This is a genomic window from Pseudomonas sp. S2_F07 (genome assembly GCF_054668325.1).
In genome coordinates, this window is the sequence record NZ_CP162758.1 from 6,010,767 (window position 1) to 6,027,397 (window position 16,631).

The 16,631-nt window shown below is 59.3% G+C and carries 12 protein-coding genes and 5 tRNA genes; 10 read left to right on the plus strand and 7 right to left on the minus strand.

The annotated features are described in order from the left end of the window. Positions 1-108: 108 nt before the first annotated feature. Entirely contained in the window at positions 109-1,569 is a 1,461-nt protein-coding gene (locus AB4O40_RS27330) for an efflux transporter outer membrane subunit (RefSeq protein WP_056722128.1), read from the minus strand. Between the two features lie 216 nt (positions 1,570-1,785). On the opposite strand from AB4O40_RS27330, the gene AB4O40_RS27335 reads away from it, so the two are divergent. Together AB4O40_RS27335 and AB4O40_RS27340 are read left to right on the plus strand one after the other, a co-directional pair. Further along, positions 1,786-2,895, plus strand: a complete 1,110-nt coding sequence (locus AB4O40_RS27335; RefSeq protein WP_056722130.1) for an efflux RND transporter periplasmic adaptor subunit — start codon at positions 1,786-1,788, stop codon at positions 2,893-2,895. Beyond that, a complete protein-coding gene (locus AB4O40_RS27340; RefSeq protein WP_056722131.1) occupies positions 2,892-6,047 on the plus strand; it encodes an efflux RND transporter permease subunit in 3,156 nt (1,051 codons plus the stop codon). The genes AB4O40_RS27335 and AB4O40_RS27340 overlap by 4 nt, the downstream gene beginning before the upstream one ends. 113 nt (positions 6,048-6,160) lie before the next feature. Here AB4O40_RS27340 and AB4O40_RS27345 read toward each other — a convergent pair. After that, a tRNA-Asn gene (locus AB4O40_RS27345) sits at positions 6,161-6,236 on the minus strand. A gap of 227 nt (positions 6,237-6,463) precedes the next feature. Between AB4O40_RS27345 and AB4O40_RS27350 the strand changes: the two genes are divergently transcribed. Further along, positions 6,464-6,694 (plus strand): hypothetical protein, encoded by a 231-nt coding sequence (locus AB4O40_RS27350; protein ID WP_056722139.1) that lies wholly within the window; start codon positions 6,464-6,466, stop codon positions 6,692-6,694. On the opposite strand, the gene AB4O40_RS27355 is transcribed toward AB4O40_RS27350, so the two are convergent. From AB4O40_RS27355 to AB4O40_RS27365, 3 genes are all read right to left on the minus strand, one after another. Next, positions 6,691-6,900 carry a hypothetical protein gene (locus AB4O40_RS27355; protein ID WP_056722141.1) on the minus strand — a complete coding sequence of 70 codons (210 nt, stop codon included), beginning with the start codon at positions 6,898-6,900 and terminating at the stop codon, positions 6,691-6,693. The genes AB4O40_RS27350 and AB4O40_RS27355 overlap by 4 nt on opposite strands. Before the next feature lie 233 nt (positions 6,901-7,133). Beyond that, a complete protein-coding gene (locus AB4O40_RS27360; RefSeq protein WP_008050829.1) occupies positions 7,134-8,330 on the minus strand; it encodes an amino acid aminotransferase in 1,197 nt (398 codons plus the stop codon). Next, positions 8,330-8,665, minus strand: a complete 336-nt coding sequence (locus AB4O40_RS27365; protein ID WP_056722143.1) for a hypothetical protein — start codon at positions 8,663-8,665, stop codon at positions 8,330-8,332. The genes AB4O40_RS27360 and AB4O40_RS27365 overlap by 1 nt, the downstream gene beginning before the upstream one ends. Here AB4O40_RS27365 and uvrB point away from each other — a divergent pair. Beyond that, complete coding sequence (gene uvrB, locus AB4O40_RS27370; RefSeq protein WP_056722145.1) at positions 8,664-10,679, plus strand: excinuclease ABC subunit UvrB; 2,016 nt, start codon at positions 8,664-8,666, stop codon at positions 10,677-10,679. The genes AB4O40_RS27365 and uvrB overlap by 2 nt on opposite strands. A 108-nt stretch (positions 10,680-10,787) precedes the next feature. Here the strand turns inward: uvrB and AB4O40_RS27375 are convergent, their stop codons facing one another. Further along, complete coding sequence (locus tag AB4O40_RS27375; protein ID WP_056722147.1) at positions 10,788-12,338, minus strand: MDR family MFS transporter; 1,551 nt, start codon at positions 12,336-12,338, stop codon at positions 10,788-10,790. Next, entirely contained in the window at positions 12,328-13,416 is a 1,089-nt protein-coding gene (locus AB4O40_RS27380; protein WP_056722149.1) for an HlyD family secretion protein, read from the minus strand. Before AB4O40_RS27380 ends, AB4O40_RS27375 begins: the two co-directional genes overlap by 11 nt. A gap of 230 nt (positions 13,417-13,646) precedes the next feature. Here AB4O40_RS27380 and gltX point away from each other — a divergent pair, with 230 nt between their 5' ends. From gltX to AB4O40_RS27410, 6 genes are all read left to right on the plus strand, one after another. Further along, positions 13,647-15,128 (plus strand): glutamate--tRNA ligase, encoded by a 1,482-nt coding sequence (gltX, locus tag AB4O40_RS27385; RefSeq protein WP_056722150.1) that lies wholly within the window; start codon positions 13,647-13,649, stop codon positions 15,126-15,128. A gap of 256 nt (positions 15,129-15,384) precedes the next feature. After that, positions 15,385-15,460: transfer RNA gene (locus tag AB4O40_RS27390), tRNA-Ala, on the plus strand. 79 nt (positions 15,461-15,539) lie between these two features. Beyond that, positions 15,540-15,615: transfer RNA gene (locus tag AB4O40_RS27395), tRNA-Glu, on the plus strand. Between the two features lie 53 nt (positions 15,616-15,668). Then, positions 15,669-15,744: transfer RNA gene (locus tag AB4O40_RS27400), tRNA-Ala, on the plus strand. A gap of 80 nt (positions 15,745-15,824) precedes the next feature. Beyond that, positions 15,825-15,900 (plus strand) — tRNA-Glu (locus tag AB4O40_RS27405). A gap of 186 nt (positions 15,901-16,086) precedes the next feature. Next, positions 16,087-16,626, plus strand: coding sequence for a TetR/AcrR family transcriptional regulator (locus AB4O40_RS27410; protein WP_056722152.1), 540 nt, complete (start codon positions 16,087-16,089; stop codon positions 16,624-16,626). Positions 16,627-16,631 lie beyond the last annotated feature (5 nt).

A 16,631-nucleotide genomic window follows, 5' to 3' on the forward strand; every position in this document is an offset into this window, starting at 1 on the left:
GATCATCAAAACGGCTTTTAACTTTGCCCTTCTTCCCATCCATCGAAGGGCATTTTATTTATCTTTTTTGTGATTATTTATTGAGTTGGTCACTTCGCTCCTATCAGGTCATCGTGTCGCAACAGGCTGGGCTTCAGGAGGTTGCCAGCCACCACCTAGCGACTTGAATGCCGCAACCGCCGCTCGTGCCGATTCCGTTCGTGCTTGAGCTCGGGCATCAGAAGCCTGCAGCAACGTCTCGTCAGCGTGCAGGACATCGATCAGGCTGGCCGTGCCTTTCTCATAGGCAATGAACGACGATTGGCGAGCCTGTGTCAGAGACGCCTCTCCAACAGTGAGGGTGGTTGCTTGAGCTTCCCGATTCACCAGTGAGGAGAGCGCGTTCTCGACATCCTCGGTGGCACGCAGTACGGACTGACGGTAAGCGGCCAGGGTTTCGGTCTCCTGTCCCTTGGCTTGGTCGATTTGGGCGTTTATGCGACCGAAGTCGAAGAGTCTCCAGCGCAGTCCCAATACGCCCGCCGACTGGCTGGCGCCGCCGGTAAAAAGGTTGCCTGCGGAGACAGCCGTGGCACTACCCAGCAATGCGCCAAGGGAGAATTTCGGGTAGTACTCAGCAATCGCCTCTCCGATGCGTGCGTTTGAGGCTGCAAGATGGCGCTCAGCCACAATGAGATCTGGCCTGCGGCGCAGCAAATCGGCCGGCGTTCCCATTGCCTTTATCTGCGGCGCTACCGGAATGCTCCCCGCACTTGCCAATTGCGTGCGGTGAGTGCCTGGCGGCGTGCCGAGCATGACATCCAGCGCATTCATCGCAGCATCCAGTCCGGTCTGCAGGGCCGGCACTGTTGCTTGGACCTGCGATAGCGCCCCCTCGGTCTGGCGAACCTGATAGTTGGCGGCGAGCCCCTTGCTGTAGAGCAATTGGACTTTCTCTAACAAATCCTGCTGCGTTTTGACTTGCCTATTCGCAATGTCCAGCCGGGTCTGCAGTCCGCGGATAGTGATGTAGATATCAGCGGTCTGCGCGGCGATGGCCAATCTTGTGGCAGCGACGCCCGCCTGGGAAGCCTGGTACTCGGCAAGAGCAGCCTCGTGTCCGCGGCGCAATCCGCCAAAGACATCTGCCTCCCAGCTGGCATCGAGGTTGGCCTCGTAGGAACTTGCGTACCGATCATTGCCAGGTGTTGAGTTCAACACCTGGCCGAGCGGCGTCTCGATTGACTGGTAGGAACGCGCGGCCTGTGCGCTGATGTTCCCTGAGGGGAGTAAAGCGGCATTTGCAGCACCTAGTCCGGCCCGCGCCTGTGTGACTCGCGCCGATGCCTGCGCCAGGTCCAGATTCTGCTCAAGCGCCTTGGAGATGAAGTCGGTGAGCACTGGATCACCAAAGCCTTCCCACCAGGCTACAAGGCTGGCCGGCGTCGCTCCACGCCGCTGCTCGACAGAAGACTGACCCAAGTAACGATCCGAAAGCGGAGCGTCTGGACGATGGTAGTCCGGACCGACCGCGCAACCTGCCAATAAGCCGGCGCTGACCAAAAGAGCGATGGGGCGGAGGGGAGGCATTGAGATTCCTTCAATAGAGGATATTTGTGACCATAGTACGCAATAGTCACAACCTGTCAATTGAGGTGATTTGAGCGAATTTTGGGTTTTCTCGTTGGTGGCGCCGTTTATGTGTTGAGCTTGAGACGCTGAATGTTTCATGGTTTGTGACCATTGACACTTATGGTCACTAGACTGAGAATGGGGCACTCGTCCTATTTTCAAGTAAGGGAACCTATGCGCCGGCTTCGACCTTTCCCTATTGCCGCTTGCTTGTTGCCTCTCGTCCTGACGGCATGCGGCGACTCATCCACCGTTGAAGATCCACGCACGCATGCTCCTCTGGTCAGGTCCGCAGCGGTTCAGGGTTCCTCCGGCGCCTCACGTTCTTTCACGGGGGTCGTGGCTGCCCGCGTCCAGGGCGATCTGGGTTTTCGGGTATCAGGCAAGGTGCTTGAGCGTCTGGTTGACACCGGTCAGACCGTTAAACGTGGTCAGCCACTCATGCGCCTTGACCCAATCGACCTGGGATTGCAGGCGCGAGCACAGCAAGAGTCAGTCATGGCTGCTCGGGCGCGAGCCAAACAGACAGCAGATGACGAGGCGCGATACCGCAGTCTGGTTGCCGCAGGCGCTATTTCTGCATCGGCCTACGACCAGATCAAAGCCGCGGCGGATACCGCAAAGGCGCAGCTTAGCGCCGCCCAAGCGCAGGCTGATGTAGCCCGTAATGCTTCTGGTTATGCGGTGCTGTTTGCGGATTCCGACGGCGTTGTGGTGGAGACGCTCGCCGAGCCCGGACAAGTTGTCGGCCCGGGGCAGCCCGTGGTTCGATTGGCGCGGGCAGGGCAGCGCGAAGCGATCGTGCACCTGCCCGAGACGTTGCGCCCCGCAGCAGGATCCACCGCGCAGGCGACGCTTTATGGCAATGCCACGGATGCTGTTACAGCGAAGCTGAGATTGCTTTCTGATTCGGCCGACCGAATGACACGTACCTTCGAGGCGCGGTATGTGCTTGAGGGCGCGCTGGCCAATGCACCGATAGGTTCGACCGTCACGCTTCGGATCGCTGAAGGCGCCACGCAAGGGCAGGGGCTGCAAGTACCGATCGCTGCTGTCTATGACCCAGGCCAAGGCACTGGCGTGTGGGTCATCGCCGGTACACCGGCGAAGGTGGCCTGGCGACCTGTACAAATCCTGGGTTTGAGCGACGATACCGTGCGAGTCGCGGGCGACCTTAAAGTCGGCGAGCAGATCGTAGCGTTAGGTGCACATCTGTTGCGCGAAGGTGAAGAGGTGAGATTGCCTCAACAGGATGACGAAAAAGTTGCCGGGGGTCGTCCATGAGCGAGGGGCGCTTCAATCTTTCCGCGATCGCCGTTCGTGAGCGCTCTGTCACGGTGTTTCTGATCTTCCTGATTGCCGTTGCGGGCATCCTGGCGTTCTTTCAACTGGGGCGTGCGGAAGATCCTCCGTTTACGGTCAAGCAGTTGACGGTCATTACCGCGTGGCCGGGCGCCACGGCGCAGGAGATGCAGGATCAGGTAGCAGAGCCACTTGAAAAACGCCTGCAAGAACTGAAATGGTACGACCGCACGGAAACCTACACCCGTCCTGGCCTGGCCTTCACGATGGTGTCACTGCTCGATAGTACGCCGCCCTCGCAAGTGCAGGAGGAGTTCTATCAGGCGCGTAAAAAACTCGACGACGAGGCCAGAAAGCTGCCGGCGGGTGTCATCGGGCCAATGGTCAACGACGAGTTTTCGGACGTGACATTTGCGCTTTTCGCCCTGAAAGCCAAAGGCGAGCCGCAGCGACTGTTGGTGCGAGATGCAGAGTCGTTGCGCCAACAACTGTTGCATGTGCCCGGCGTGAAGAAGGTCAACATTATTGGGGAGCAGCCCGAACGTATCTTTGTTTCCTTTTCGCATGATCGGTTGGCCACCTTGGGTGTCTCTCCTCAGGACATCTTTGCCGCGCTGAATAATCAAAACGTGCTCACGCCCGCCGGTTCGATCGAAACCAATGGGCCGCAGGTCTTCCTCCGGCTGGATGGCGCCTTCGATAAGGTGCAAAAGATTCGTGACACGCCCATTGCGGTTCAGGGGCGCACGCTCAAGCTCGCCGACGTGGCGACGATCGAGCGTGGGTATGAAGATCCGGCAACCTTTCTCGTACGCAATAATGGTGAAGAAGCCTTGTTGCTGGGGATCGTGATGCGTGAGGGCTGGAACGGCCTTGACCTCGGCAGGGCGTTGGACGCGGAGACGGTCAAGATAAATGAAGGCATGCCGCTGGGCATGACGCTCTCCAAGGTCACCGATCAATCTGTAAATATCGATTCGGCCGTCGGCGAGTTCATGGTCAAGTTTTTCGTCGCGCTGCTTGTGGTGATGCTTGTCTGCTTTCTCAGTATGGGCTGGCGTGTAGGCGTTGTGGTCGCCGCGGCTGTGCCGTTGACGTTGGCCGTGGTGTTTGTGGTGATGGCGGCCACGGGAAAGAACTTTGATCGAATTACCCTCGGTTCGTTGATTCTGGCGCTCGGACTGCTGGTGGACGACGCCATTATCGCTATCGAAATGATGGTGGTGAAAATGGAAGAGGGCTACGACCGCATCAAAGCTTCCGCGTACGCCTGGAGTCATACGGCCGCGCCGATGCTTTCCGGTACGCTAGTGACGGCTATCGGCTTTATGCCCAACGGCTTCGCGCAATCGACAGCCGGCGAGTACACCAGCAACATGTTCTGGATCGTGGGCATTGCCCTGATTGCCTCCTGGGTGGTTGCGGTCGCTTTTACCCCATACCTGGGGGTGAAGATGTTGCCGAACATCAAGAAAGTCGAGGGTGGTCACGCGGCCATCTACAACACCCCTAACTACAACCGCTTCCGCCGTGTTTTGACGCGAGTCATCGCTCGCAAATGGCTGGTGGCCGGCACTGTCATCGCTTCGTTTGTCGTGGCGATCCTCGGCATGAGCCTGGTCAAGAAGCAGTTCTTCCCGACCTCGGACCGTCCCGAGGTATTGATTGAAGTGCAAATGCCTTATGGAGCCTCCATTGAGCAGACCAGCGCGACCACGGCCAAGATAGAGACCTGGCTACAAAAGCAGGATGAGGCAAAGATCGTCACGGCCTATATCGGGCAAGGCGCGCCGCGCTTCTATCTGGCGATGGCGCCGGAACTCCCTGATCCGTCGTTCGCCAAGATCGTGGTGCTGACGGACAGCCAGGAGGAGCGCGAGACCCTCAAGTTCCGAATCCGCGAAGCGGCGGCTGAGGGACTTGTCCCAGAAGCGCGTGTCAGGGTGACTCAGCTTGTTTTCGGGCCGTACTCGCCATTCCCTGTTGCCTACCGGGTGATGGGACCTGATCCATCAAAGTTGCGCGAGATTGCGGGCCAGGTACAGGACGTGTTGCAGTCGAGCCCGATGATGAGAACCGTCAACACCGATTGGGGACCGCTGGCGCCGACGCTGCATTTTGCTCTGGATCAGGATCGCCTGGAGGCGGTGGGGTTGACGTCAAATTCAGTCGCGCAGCAATTGCAGTTCCTGCTGGCCGGAGTACCGATCACCGCGGTTCGTGAGGACATTCGTTCGGTGCAGGTGGTTGGTCGCGCAGCGGGTGATATCCGGCTCGATCCCGCCAGGATAGAAGGCTTTACGCTGGTGGGTGCGGCGGGGCAGCGGATTCCGTTGTCTCAGGTGGGAGCGGTCGATGTGCGTATGGAAGATCCGATCCTGCGGCGTCGTGACCGCACGCCGACCATCACTGTGCGTGGCGACATTGCCGAAGGCTTGCAGCCGCCAGACGTCTCGGGCGTGATCATGAAGGAGCTGCAGCCGGTCATCGACAAGCTGCCTGGCGGATATCGGATTGAACAGGCGGGTGCAATCGAGGAGTCGGGCAAGGCCGGTAAAGCGATGTTGCCGTTATTCCCGATCATGATTGCCATGACGCTGCTGATCATCATTGTCCAGGTGCGTTCGATCTCGGCGATGATCATGGTGTTCCTCACCTCGCCACTGGGATTGATTGGCGTGGTGCCGACACTGCTGATCTTCCAGCAACCGTTTGGGATCAACGCTCTGGTCGGCCTGATCGCCCTTTCGGGCATTTTGATGCGCAATACGCTGATTCTGATTGGGCAAATCCATCACAACGCGCAAGAAGGGCTGGACCCGTTTCACGCAGTGGTCGAAGCCACGGTACAGCGTGCCCGCCCGGTACTGCTGACAGCGCTGGCGGCCATCCTGGCATTCATTCCGCTGACACACTCCGTCTTCTGGGGGACGCTGGCCTACACGCTGATCGGAGGTACGTTCGTCGGAACCATCATGACACTGGTGTTCCTGCCAGCGATGTACGCCATCTGGTTCAAGATCCGTCCAGACAATACGGGTCAAACGGAGGCAGCGAATAAGCAGGCAAGCCTGGTGGACAGGACGCCACCCCGTCCTCTCGCCACTCACCTGAGCACCAAGCTCTACCCTTAAAACGGGTGGTACCCACCGGGATCCCACAGAACGCCAAAACGAAAAAACCCGCCTGAGAAGGCGGGTTTTTCGGTGGTTTCAGAAATTTTGGAAGCTTTCTCTGGAACCTTGTCTGGCTCCACGACCTGGACTCGAACCAGGGACCCAGTGATTAACAGTCACTTGCTCTACCAACTGAGCTATCGCGGAATGGCGCGTATCTTACTGATTCAAAAAGAGAAGTCAAGCATCGAATAACAATTGGCGCGAATCAGCGGGATGGGCGGTGGTTTGGTGGCGATTGACGGTTACCAGGATGGCCCCAGAGGTCTACCATGGCCACCCGGAAGTGGTGACACGCGCTGCCGGCCATTCGCCGAAAAGGTACGCGCCATGAATCATTTGACCCTCACACCTCGATACCACGGGGTGCGCCGATGAGCATCTCTCAGATCAGCCTGCCCAAAGGTGTCGGCCCCCACGCCGAAAAGTTGTTCGACGCCATCATCCAGGCCGGCACCGCTGAAGCATTGAACCGCGCTGGCGGCAAGGCCGAAGGCTTTGTCCTGGGCCTGGAAAGCACCAAAGCGATCAAGAGCCAGGTTGCGGAATCGCTGTATGTCGCCTACGACGACGCTGCCACCCAGCGTGCGACCGAGCTGGCTTAACCGCCGAAAGTAATCGTGGCAAGCATCAGCTTGGCGTAGAGCGCCGTGGCCCCCAATTGCACCAGCCACAGGGCCAGGCCGCCAAGAAACACACCGGCGGCCACTTGCATCACCAGGTTGTTGCCGCGTTTGGTCGGGACGCGGGGGGTGAAGTGATCCAGGTCATCCAGATCATCGCGGTCGGCGCGCAGGTCATCGTTTTTCATTTGAGTTCTCGGGAATGCTTCGTACACAAATCCTGTGGGAGCGGGCTTGCTCGCGAAAGCGGTGGGTCAGGTTGTACAAGTATTGAATGTACTGCCGTCTTCGCGAGCAAGCCCGCTCCCACATTTTGACTTGTGTGGAGTTTAGAGGGCTGCGTCGTTGCGTTGAGAATTATCTGAAGCAAATAAAAAAACGGGAAGCCACATGGCTTCCCGTTTTTCATTTCAAGGCGTAATCAGATGACCTGGACGATAGCGTCCGTCACAACCTTGATGTTGCTCTGGTTCAGCGCGGCCACGCAAATGCGGCCGGTGTCCAGGGCGTAGATGCCGAACTCGTTGCGCAGGCGGTGAACTTGCTCAACCGTCAGGCCGGAGTAGGAGAACATGCCGCACTGGCGACCGACGAAGCTGAAATCACGCTGAGGCGCTTTTTGTGCCAGCAGGTCGACCATCTGGGTGCGCATGCCACGAATGCGCAGGCGCATCTCGGCCAGCTCGGCTTCCCACTGGGCGCGCAGTTCCGGGCTGTTCAGTACTGCAGCGACAACGCTGGCACCGTGGGTCGGCGGGTTGGAGTAGTTGGTGCGGATCACACGTTTGACTTGCGACAACACGCGCGCGCTTTCTTCTTTCGATTCGCTGACGATCGACAGGGCCCCAACGCGCTCGCCGTACAGCGAGAACGACTTGGAGAACGAGCTGGAAGCGAAGAAAGTCAGGCCCGATTCAGCAAACAGGCGCACGGCGGCGGCGTCTTCGTCGATGCCATCGCCAAAGCCCTGGTAGGCCATGTCGAGGAACGGCACGTGGCCTTTGGCTTTAACGACTTCCAGGACGTTCTTCCAGTCCGCCGGGCTCAGGTCCACGCCGGTCGGGTTGTGGCAGCAGGCGTGCAGCACAATGATCGAGCCGTTTGGCAGCGCGTTCAGGTCTTCCAGCATGCCGGTACGGTTCACGTCGTGGGTCGCGGCGTCGTAGTAACGGTAGTTCTGCACCGGGAAACCGGCGGTTTCGAACAGGGCGCGGTGGTTTTCCCAGCTCGGGTCGCTGATCGCCACGACGGCGTTCGGCAACAGTTGCTTGAGGAAGTCGGCGCCGATTTTCAGTGCGCCAGTACCACCAACGGCCTGGGTGGTGATGACGCGGCCAGCGGCGATCAGCGGCGAGTCATTGCCGAACAGCAATTTCTGCACAGCCTGGTCGTAGGCAGCGATGCCGTCGATTGGCAGGTAGCCACGGGAAACGTGTTGAGCGGCGCGAATGGTTTCGGCTTCGACAACGGCGCGCAGGAGTGGAATTCGCCCCTCCTCGTTGCAGTAAACACCGACTCCCAGGTTGACTTTGTTGGTCCGGGTATCGGCGTTGAATGCTTCGTTGAGGCCCAGGATTGGATCGCGTGGTGCCATTTCGACAGCGGAGAACAGGCTCATTATTGCGGCGGCTCTGAATGGAGTGTGGAGGGACGTGTCGCGCTCCAGCCGAATGCACTAGAGCGGTGCACAAACGGGGAGCTAGTATAGAGGCCATCGGCGATGGCTGGCGACAGGCGAATCAACATTTCGGGTAAGTTTTTCCTATTATTTCTCGACCGGTAGTCGAATGGCGTCGGCAAAGGTTTTGCGCGATGTAGGACGTTTGCCTTGAAAGCGCTGGCAATCGGCTCCACATTGAGCACAATCCAGTTTTTTTCGGGCGACATCGGTCGTTTGCGGTCTTTCTCGTTCGTGCCGGTTTTACCGGCAAGAGTGATCCAGAGGTATTTCATGTCTGAATTCCAGCTAGTCACCCGTTTCGAGCCCGCCGGCGATCAGCCGGAAGCCATCCGACTGATGGTCGAGGGCATCGAGGCCGGGTTGGCGCACCAGACGCTGCTCGGTGTGACCGGCTCGGGCAAGACCTTCAGCATCGCCAACGTGATCGCCCAGGTGCAGCGTCCGACCCTGGTGCTGGCGCCGAACAAGACCCTGGCGGCGCAGTTATACGGGGAGTTCAAGGCGTTCTTCCCGAACAACGCGGTGGAATATTTCGTTTCCTACTACGACTACTACCAGCCGGAAGCCTACGTGCCGTCCTCGGACACCTTCATCGAGAAGGATGCGTCGATCAACGACCACATCGAGCAGATGCGTCTGTCGGCGACCAAGGCGTTGCTTGAGCGCAAGGACGCGATCATCGTCACCACGGTGTCCTGCATCTACGGTCTGGGCAGTCCGGAAACCTATTTGAAGATGGTGTTGCACGTGGATCGCGGTGACCGGCTCGATCAGCGCGAACTGCTGCGACGCCTGGCCGACCTGCAGTACACCCGCAACGACATGGATTTTGCCCGTGCGACCTTCCGTGTGCGCGGCGATGTGATCGATATCCACCCGGCGGAATCCGATTTCGAAGCGATCCGCATCGAATTGTTTGACGATGAAGTGGAAAGCCTGTCGGCGTTCGACCCGCTGACCGGCGAAGTGATTCGCAAACTGCCGCGCTTCACCTTCTACCCGAAGAGCCACTACGTAACGCCCCGGGAAACCCTGATGGGCGCGGTCGAAGGCATCAAGGTCGAGTTGCAGGAGCGTCTGGAATACCTGCGCTCCAACAACAAACTGGTGGAAGCCCAGCGTCTGGAGCAGCGCACCCGTTTCGACCTGGAGATGATCCTCGAACTGGGTTACTGCAACGGCATCGAAAACTACTCGCGCTATCTGTCCGGCCGCGAAGCCGGCGCGGCGCCACCGACGCTTTACGATTACCTGCCGGCCGATGCCTTGCTGGTGATCGACGAGTCCCACGTCAGCGTGCCGCAGGTCGGTGCGATGTACAAAGGCGACCGTTCGCGTAAAGAGACCCTGGTGGAATACGGTTTCCGCCTGCCGTCGGCGCTGGACAACCGGCCGATGCGTTTCGATGAGTGGGAACGCATCAGCCCACAGACGATTTTCGTCTCGGCGACCCCGGGCAACTACGAAGCCGAACACGCTGGCCGCGTCATTGACATGGTGGTGCGCCCGACCGGGCTGGTGGACCCACAAATCGAGATTCGCCCGGCACTGACCCAGGTCGACGACTTGCTGTCGGAAATCAGCAAGCGCGTCGCTCTGGAAGAGCGGGTGCTCGTCACCACGCTGACCAAGCGCATGGCCGAGGATTTGACCGATTACCTGGCCGACCACGGCGTGCGCGTGCGTTACCTGCACTCGGACATCGACACCGTGGAACGGGTCGAGATCATCCGCGATTTGCGCCTTGGCACCTTCGATGTGCTGGTGGGCATCAACCTGCTGCGCGAAGGCCTGGACATGCCGGAAGTCTCGCTGGTGGCGATCCTCGATGCCGACAAGGAAGGCTTCCTGCGTTCCGAGCGCTCGCTGATCCAGACCATCGGCCGGGCGGCGCGTAACCTCAACGGTCGGGCGATTCTGTATGCCGACCGGATCACCGGCTCCATGGAGCGCGCGATCGGCGAAACCGAGCGCCGTCGCGACAAGCAGATCGCCTTCAACCTGGCCAATGGCATCACCCCCAAAGGCGTGTTCAAGGACGTCGCCGACATCATGGAAGGCGCCACCGTACCCGGTTCACGTAGCAAGAAGCGCAAGGGCATGGCCAAGGCTGCCGAGGAAAACGCCCGGTACGAGGCCGAATTGCGCTCGCCGGGCGAGATCGCCAAGCGTATCAAGGCCCTGGAAGAGAAGATGTACCAACTCGCCCGCGACCTGGAATTCGAAGCGGCGGCGCAGATGCGCGACGAGATTGCCAAGTTGCGCGAAAGACTTCTGACGGTCTGACACAAATTCTGTAGGAGCTGCCGAAGGCTGCGATCTTTTGATCTTGTTTTGAAAGGAACAATCTAAAGATCGCAGCCTTCGGCAGCTCCTACGGTAATTTGCGGTGAGTCAATGAGCCTCACCCGCCTTCAACCCTTCCGGCAATTTCCTGGTCAGCAACACCGCCACCATGCTGATCCCCAACGCAATCCCGACAAAGTGAAACGCATCGTTATAGGCCATGATCGACGCCTGTTGGTGGGCGATCTCGCTGAGTTTGCCCAGGGCTGCCGTTTCGTTACCCAGCCGGTCAGCCAGCGAGGCAATCCGTTCAGCCACCTGCGGATTGCCCGGCACGATGGATTCACGCAGGTAGTCAAAGTAAACCTTGGTCCGCGCATCCAGCAGGGTGGCGAGCAGGGCGATGCCGATGGCGCCGCCGAGGTTGCGCAGGATGTTGAACAGGCTCGAGGCCGACCCCGCGTCTTGCGGAAGAATGTACGCCGTGGCGATCAACGAAATGGTGACCATGATCAGCGGCTGCCCCAGGGCACGGATGATCTGGATCTGATTGAACTGCGGCCCGGCAAAGTCCGGGTTCAGCACGCCCGAAGAGAAGCTCGCCAGACCGAATAGCCCGAAGCCCAGGGTGCACAGCCATTTCGGCGAGACGTATTTCATCAACTTGGGCACCAGCGGGATCAGGAACAGCTGCGGCACGCCCATCCACATGATCACTTCACCGATCTGCAGGGCGTTGTAGTTCTGGATCTGCGCCAGATAAAGCGGCAACAGGTAGATCGAGCCGTACAGCCCGACCCCCATCCCGACACTGGAAATGCTCGATAAGCCAAAGTTGCGATTGCGCAGGATGCCGAGGTTGATCAGCGGATTGGGTTTGGAGGTCTGCACGATCACAAAACTGATCAGGCTGACCAGTGCGATGCTGCCCAGGGTTACGATCAGGCTCGATTCCAGCCAGTCCTTGCGATGGCCTTCTTCCAGGAACACCTGCAAGCAACCGAGCCCGACGCCGAGGGTGAGAATGCCGGCGTAGTCGGTGCTTTTGAGCAATTCCCAGTGGGCTTCTTTTTTCTCCAGGCCGTACATCAGGCCGGCGATCATGATCAGGCCGGGCGGGATGTTGATGTAGAAGATGTATTCCCAGCCCCAGTTTTCCGTCAGCCAGCCGCCGAGGGTCGGGCCGATGGAGGGCGCGAATGTGGCGGTCATGGCGAACATGGCCATGCCTTTGGCGCGGTGGTGTTCCGGGAGCTTGATCAGGGTCAGGGTGAACGCCAGCGGAATCAGCGCGCCACCGGTAAAGCCTTGCAGGGCGCGGAACACGATCATGCTTTCCAGGCTCCACGCCATGGAGCAGAGCAGGGATGCGACCAGGAACCCGAGGGACACCCACACCGCCAGGCGTCGCGCCGACAGCAACTGCACGAGCCAGGCGGTGAGCGGGATCATGATGATTTCCGCCACCAGGTACGAGGTGGAAATCCACGAACCTTCTTCCAGGGTCGCCGACAGCGCACCCTGGATGTCCTTGAGCGAGGAATTGGTGATCTGGATGTCCAGCACCGCCATGAACGCACCGAGCATCACGCTCATCACTGCAATCCAGTCCCGCCGGGTCGGTTCGCCGACCGGGCGGATCAGTTGATCACCGGCCATCGTCAGGGGCGTCTTTGTGGCTCACTTTGGGGGTGACTTCTTCAGGGGTGTCCTTGATGTTCACCTTGGCGGTGACCGACATGCCTGGGCGGATCTTGCCGCGCAGCGGATTGTCCGCGGCGAAGGTCAGTTTTACCGGAATCCGTTGGACGACTTTGGTGAAGTTGCCCGTGGCATTGTCCGGTGGCAACAGGCTGAACTGCGCACCCGAGGCGGCGAACAGGCTGTCGACCCGGGCTTTGATCGGGGTGTCGCTGTAGGCGTCGAAGGTCAGTTCGGCTTCCTGGCCGGGTTGCATGTGGCCAATCTGGGTTTCCTTGAAGTTGGCCTGAATCCAGATGTCTTCGTCCGGCACGATCGACAACAGGTAAGCGCCGGCCTGCACGTATTGGCCTTCGCGGGCTGCACGCTGGCCGATCAGGCCGCTGATGGGCGCGTGGATTTCGCTGCGGGTCAGGTTCAGTTCGGCCTGGGCCAGGTCGGTTCTGGCGTTGGCGATCTGCGCGTCGAGGCGTTTGATTTCCGCATTCAGGGCATTGACCTGCTGGCGCTGGCCTTGCGCGTCGGCCTGGGCCTTGGCCACTTGCGAGCGGGCGATGTGGTTGTCGGCGGAGAGGGTGGTCACCCGTTCTTCCGAAATAAAGCCTGGTTTGCGCAAGGTCTCGGCGCGGGTCAGGTCGATTTGCGAGCGACCCAGGCTGGCCTGGCTGGATGCGACTTGCGCTTCGCTGGCGGCAATCAGGCTGGCCTGCTGGGTCAGTTTACTCTGGGCTTGCAGGCGCTCGGCCTCGCGGGTGGCCAGGGCGGCATTGGCGCGGTCGACCGCGAGGCGGAAGTCGTCGCCTTCGAGTTTGACCAGCAACTGGCCTTTCTCGACATGCTGGTTGTCCTGCACCAGCACCTTATCGATACGCGCGCCCAATTGGCTCGACACGCGGGTGATCTCGCCCTGGACATAAGCGTTGTCGGTGCTTTCATAAAAGCGCCCCTTGAACAGCCAATGGGCAAACAGGCCCCCGGCAATCAACAGGACAATCAGCAGGAACGAGAAGAGGCGACGCTTGAGTTGGGCAGGCATGGGGCAAACTGTAGTCGAGAAATTGTAAGAGAAGTTATCAGCAGGCAAATCTGGCATACAGCCGATAAGCGGTAAATGCCATCGGCTGATATTCGGCCATTCACCTCCCTATACGGGCGTTACAGACGCAACCTTGGCTTAAATGCCCTGTTCACTGGAGCCGGGCGGGTGTCGCCTGTTACCATTCGCGCCTTGTTTGAACTTCGCTTTTATTCTTTTCGAGACATGCCATGACCACCGTCCGCACTCGCATCGCGCCATCGCCTACCGGGGATCCCCACGTAGGTACCGCCTACATCGCCTTGTTCAACTATTGCTTTGCCAAGCAACACGGCGGTGAGTTCATCCTGCGGATCGAAGACACTGACCAGTTGCGTTCGACCCGCGAGTCCGAACAGCAGATTTTCGACGCCTTGCGCTGGCTGGGCATCGACTGGAGCGAAGGCCCGGATGTCGGCGGCCCGCACGGTCCGTACCGTCAAAGCGAGCGCGGCGACATTTACCAGAAGTATTGCCAGCAGCTTGTAGAGCTCGGTCATGCTTTCCCGTGCTTCTGCACCGCCGAAGAGCTGGACCAGATGCGCGCCGAGCAGATGGCTCGCGGTGAAACCCCGCGTTACGACGGCCGCGCGCTGCTGCTGTCCAAGGAAGAAGTCGACCGTCGCCTGGCCGCTGGCGAGCCCCACGTTATCCGCATGAAAGTACCGAGCGAAGGCGTCTGCGTGGTGCCGGACATGCTGCGTGGCGACGTTGAAATCCCGTGGGACCGCATGGACATGCAAGTCCTGATGAAGACCGACGGCTTGCCGACGTACTTCCTGGCCAACGTGGTCGACGACCACCTGATGGGCATCACCCACGTATTGCGTGGCGAAGAGTGGCTGCCATCGGCACCGAAGCTGATCCTGCTGTACGAGTACTTCGGCTGGGAACAACCGGAGCTGTGCTACATGCCGCTGCTGCGTAACCCGGACAAGAGCAAGCTGTCCAAGCGCAAGAACCCGACCTCGGTGACCTTCTACGAGCGCATGGGCTTCATGCCTGAAGCGATGCTCAACTACCTGGGCCGCATGGGTTGGTCGATGCCGGACGAGCGCGAGAAGTTCTCGTTGCAGGAAATGGTCGACAACTTCGACCTCAAGCGTGTGTCCCTCGGCGGGCCGATCTTCGATATCGAGAAACTGTCGTGGCTCAACGGCCAGTGGCTGCGTGACCTGCCGGTGGAAGAGTTCGCCGCGCGCGTGCAGAAGTGGGCGTTCAATTCCGAATACATGATGAAGATCGCACCGCACGTGCAGGGCCGGGTCGAAACCTTCAGCCAGGTGGCACCGCTGGCCGGGTTCTTCTTTGCCGGTGGCGTGAACCCCGATGCCAAGCTGTTCGAATCCAAGAAACTGTCGGGCGATCAGGTTCGTCAGTTGATGCAGTTGATCCTGTGGAAGCTCGAAAGCCTGCGTCAGTGGGAGAAGGACAGCATCACCGCGACCATTCAGGCGGTGGTCGAGTCCCTGGAGCTGAAGCTGCGTGATGCCATGCCGCTGATGTTCGCTGCGATCACCGGCCAGGCCAGCTCTGTGTCGGTGCTCGATGCGATGGAAATCCTCGGGCCGGACCTGACCCGTTTCCGTCTGCGCCAGGCCATTGACCTGCTGGGCGGCGTGTCGAAGAAAGAAAACAAGGAATGGGAAAAGCTGCTGGGCGCCATCGCCTAAGCGCATTTGACCTTGTGCAGGAGCTGCCGAAGGCTGTGATCTTTTGATCTTGCTTTCTGGTTGCTCCGAAAAGATCGCAGGCTTCGCCAGCTCCTACGGGCCTGCGCTCTTTCCCCAAACCCCGGATTTCCGGGGGGAGGGCGGTAAGTGGTTGTTATGTCGGCAAAAAATTTTAAATTTTTTGAAAAATAAGTTTGACAGGCTTTCGATACGCCCTTAAGATTCGCCCCGTCCTCAGCGATGACATCAACGATGAGGGGCTATAGCTCAGCTGGGAGAGCGCTTGCATGGCATGCAAGAGGTCGACGGTTCGATCCCGTCTAGCTCCACCAATTTACACTTCGAGGCCTGGCCACACCGGCCTTGAAGCGATCAACACTCAGCGTTGATCAGTTGTATAGAAGGGTTTGCGTCCCCTTCGTCTAGTGGCCTAGGACACCGCCCTTTCACGGCGGTAACAGGGGTTCGAGTCCCCTAGGGGACGCCAGTTTTACAGAAGCGATGTTGCAAGATGTCGCTCCGCCGCGAGGCGAAAAATCCGGGGCTATAGCTCAGCTGGGAGAGCGCCTGCATGGCATGCAGGAGGTCAGCGGTTCGATCCCGCTTAGCTCCACCAATTTTACAGTTCAAGGTCTGGCCACACCGGCCTTGAATCGATCAGCACTCAGCACTGATCAGTTGTATAGAAGGGTTTGTGTCCCCTTCGTCTAGTGGCCTAGGACACCGCCCTTTCACGGCGGTAACAGGGGTTCGAGTCCCCTAGGGGACGCCACGATTACCCGCTCTGCGGGATTTTATAAGGGTCATTCAATTATTGAATGGCCCTTTTGTTTGTCTGGCGTTTGGCCAAATTCCTCCTTTTCCCAAAAAAACTGTTCTTCAGACCAGCGGTCACACCCATGACTTGCTAAAATTTATTATGAGAATAATATTTCAATCGTAATATTCGGAGGCAACGATGAACGATAAAAAAGCTCAAACCCGCGAGCGCATCCTCAAGGCTGCCAGCGCAGCGCTGATTCAGCGCGGCCCGGCCGAGCCAAGCGTGGGCGAAGTGATGGGCGCGGCGGGCCTGACGGTCGGCGGCTTCTACGCCCACTTCGAAAGCAAGGACGCGATGATGCTCGAGGCGTTCAGGCAATTGCTCGGTCACCGCCGTGACCTGATTGCCGACATGGACTCGGAGTTGACGGGTGAAGAGCGCCGGGCGCTGGTGGCGGCGTTTTATTTGTCGCGCAAGCACCGTGATTCCTCCGAATCGGCCTGTCCGATCCCGGCATCGGTCGGCGAACTGGGGCGGTTGCCGGAAGCGTTTCGTGTTGCGCTCAATGAGCATGTGGAGCTGATGGTCGCGCAGTTGGCGGCCAGCCCCGAAGAAACCGAAAAAGCCCTGGCCGACATGGCCTTGATGGTGGGTGGGCTGGCTCTGGCGCGAGCGCTGGGGCCGGGAGAGTTGTCCGATCGATTACTGCGCGCCGCCAAATCGGCAGTGCGCTGACCTGA

Bases quoted from the DNA above. Each gene is read 5' to 3' on its own strand.
- AB4O40_RS27410 (WP_056722152.1), top strand. From the start codon at position 16,087: ATGAACGATAAAAAAGCTCAAACCCGCGAGCGCATCCTCAAGGCTGCC.
- gltX (WP_056722150.1), top strand. From the start codon at position 13,647: ATGACCACCGTCCGCACTCGCATCGCGCCATCGCCTACCGGGGATCCC.
- AB4O40_RS27355 (WP_056722141.1), bottom strand. From the start codon at position 6,900: ATGAAAAACGATGACCTGCGCGCCGACCGCGATGATCTGGATGACCTG.
- AB4O40_RS27365 (WP_056722143.1), bottom strand. From the start codon at position 8,665: ATGAAATACCTCTGGATCACTCTTGCCGGTAAAACCGGCACGAACGAG.
- AB4O40_RS27350 (WP_056722139.1), top strand. From the start codon at position 6,464: ATGAGCATCTCTCAGATCAGCCTGCCCAAAGGTGTCGGCCCCCACGCC.
- AB4O40_RS27360 (WP_008050829.1), bottom strand. From the start codon at position 8,330: ATGAGCCTGTTCTCCGCTGTCGAAATGGCACCACGCGATCCAATCCTG.
- uvrB (WP_056722145.1), top strand. From the start codon at position 8,664: ATGTCTGAATTCCAGCTAGTCACCCGTTTCGAGCCCGCCGGCGATCAG.
- AB4O40_RS27335 (WP_056722130.1), top strand. From the start codon at position 1,786: ATGCGCCGGCTTCGACCTTTCCCTATTGCCGCTTGCTTGTTGCCTCTC.
- AB4O40_RS27380 (WP_056722149.1), bottom strand. From the start codon at position 13,416: ATGCCTGCCCAACTCAAGCGTCGCCTCTTCTCGTTCCTGCTGATTGTC.
- AB4O40_RS27340 (WP_056722131.1), top strand. From the start codon at position 2,892: ATGAGCGAGGGGCGCTTCAATCTTTCCGCGATCGCCGTTCGTGAGCGC.
- AB4O40_RS27375 (WP_056722147.1), bottom strand. From the start codon at position 12,338: ATGGCCGGTGATCAACTGATCCGCCCGGTCGGCGAACCGACCCGGCGG.
- AB4O40_RS27330 (WP_056722128.1), bottom strand. From the start codon at position 1,569: ATGCCTCCCCTCCGCCCCATCGCTCTTTTGGTCAGCGCCGGCTTATTG.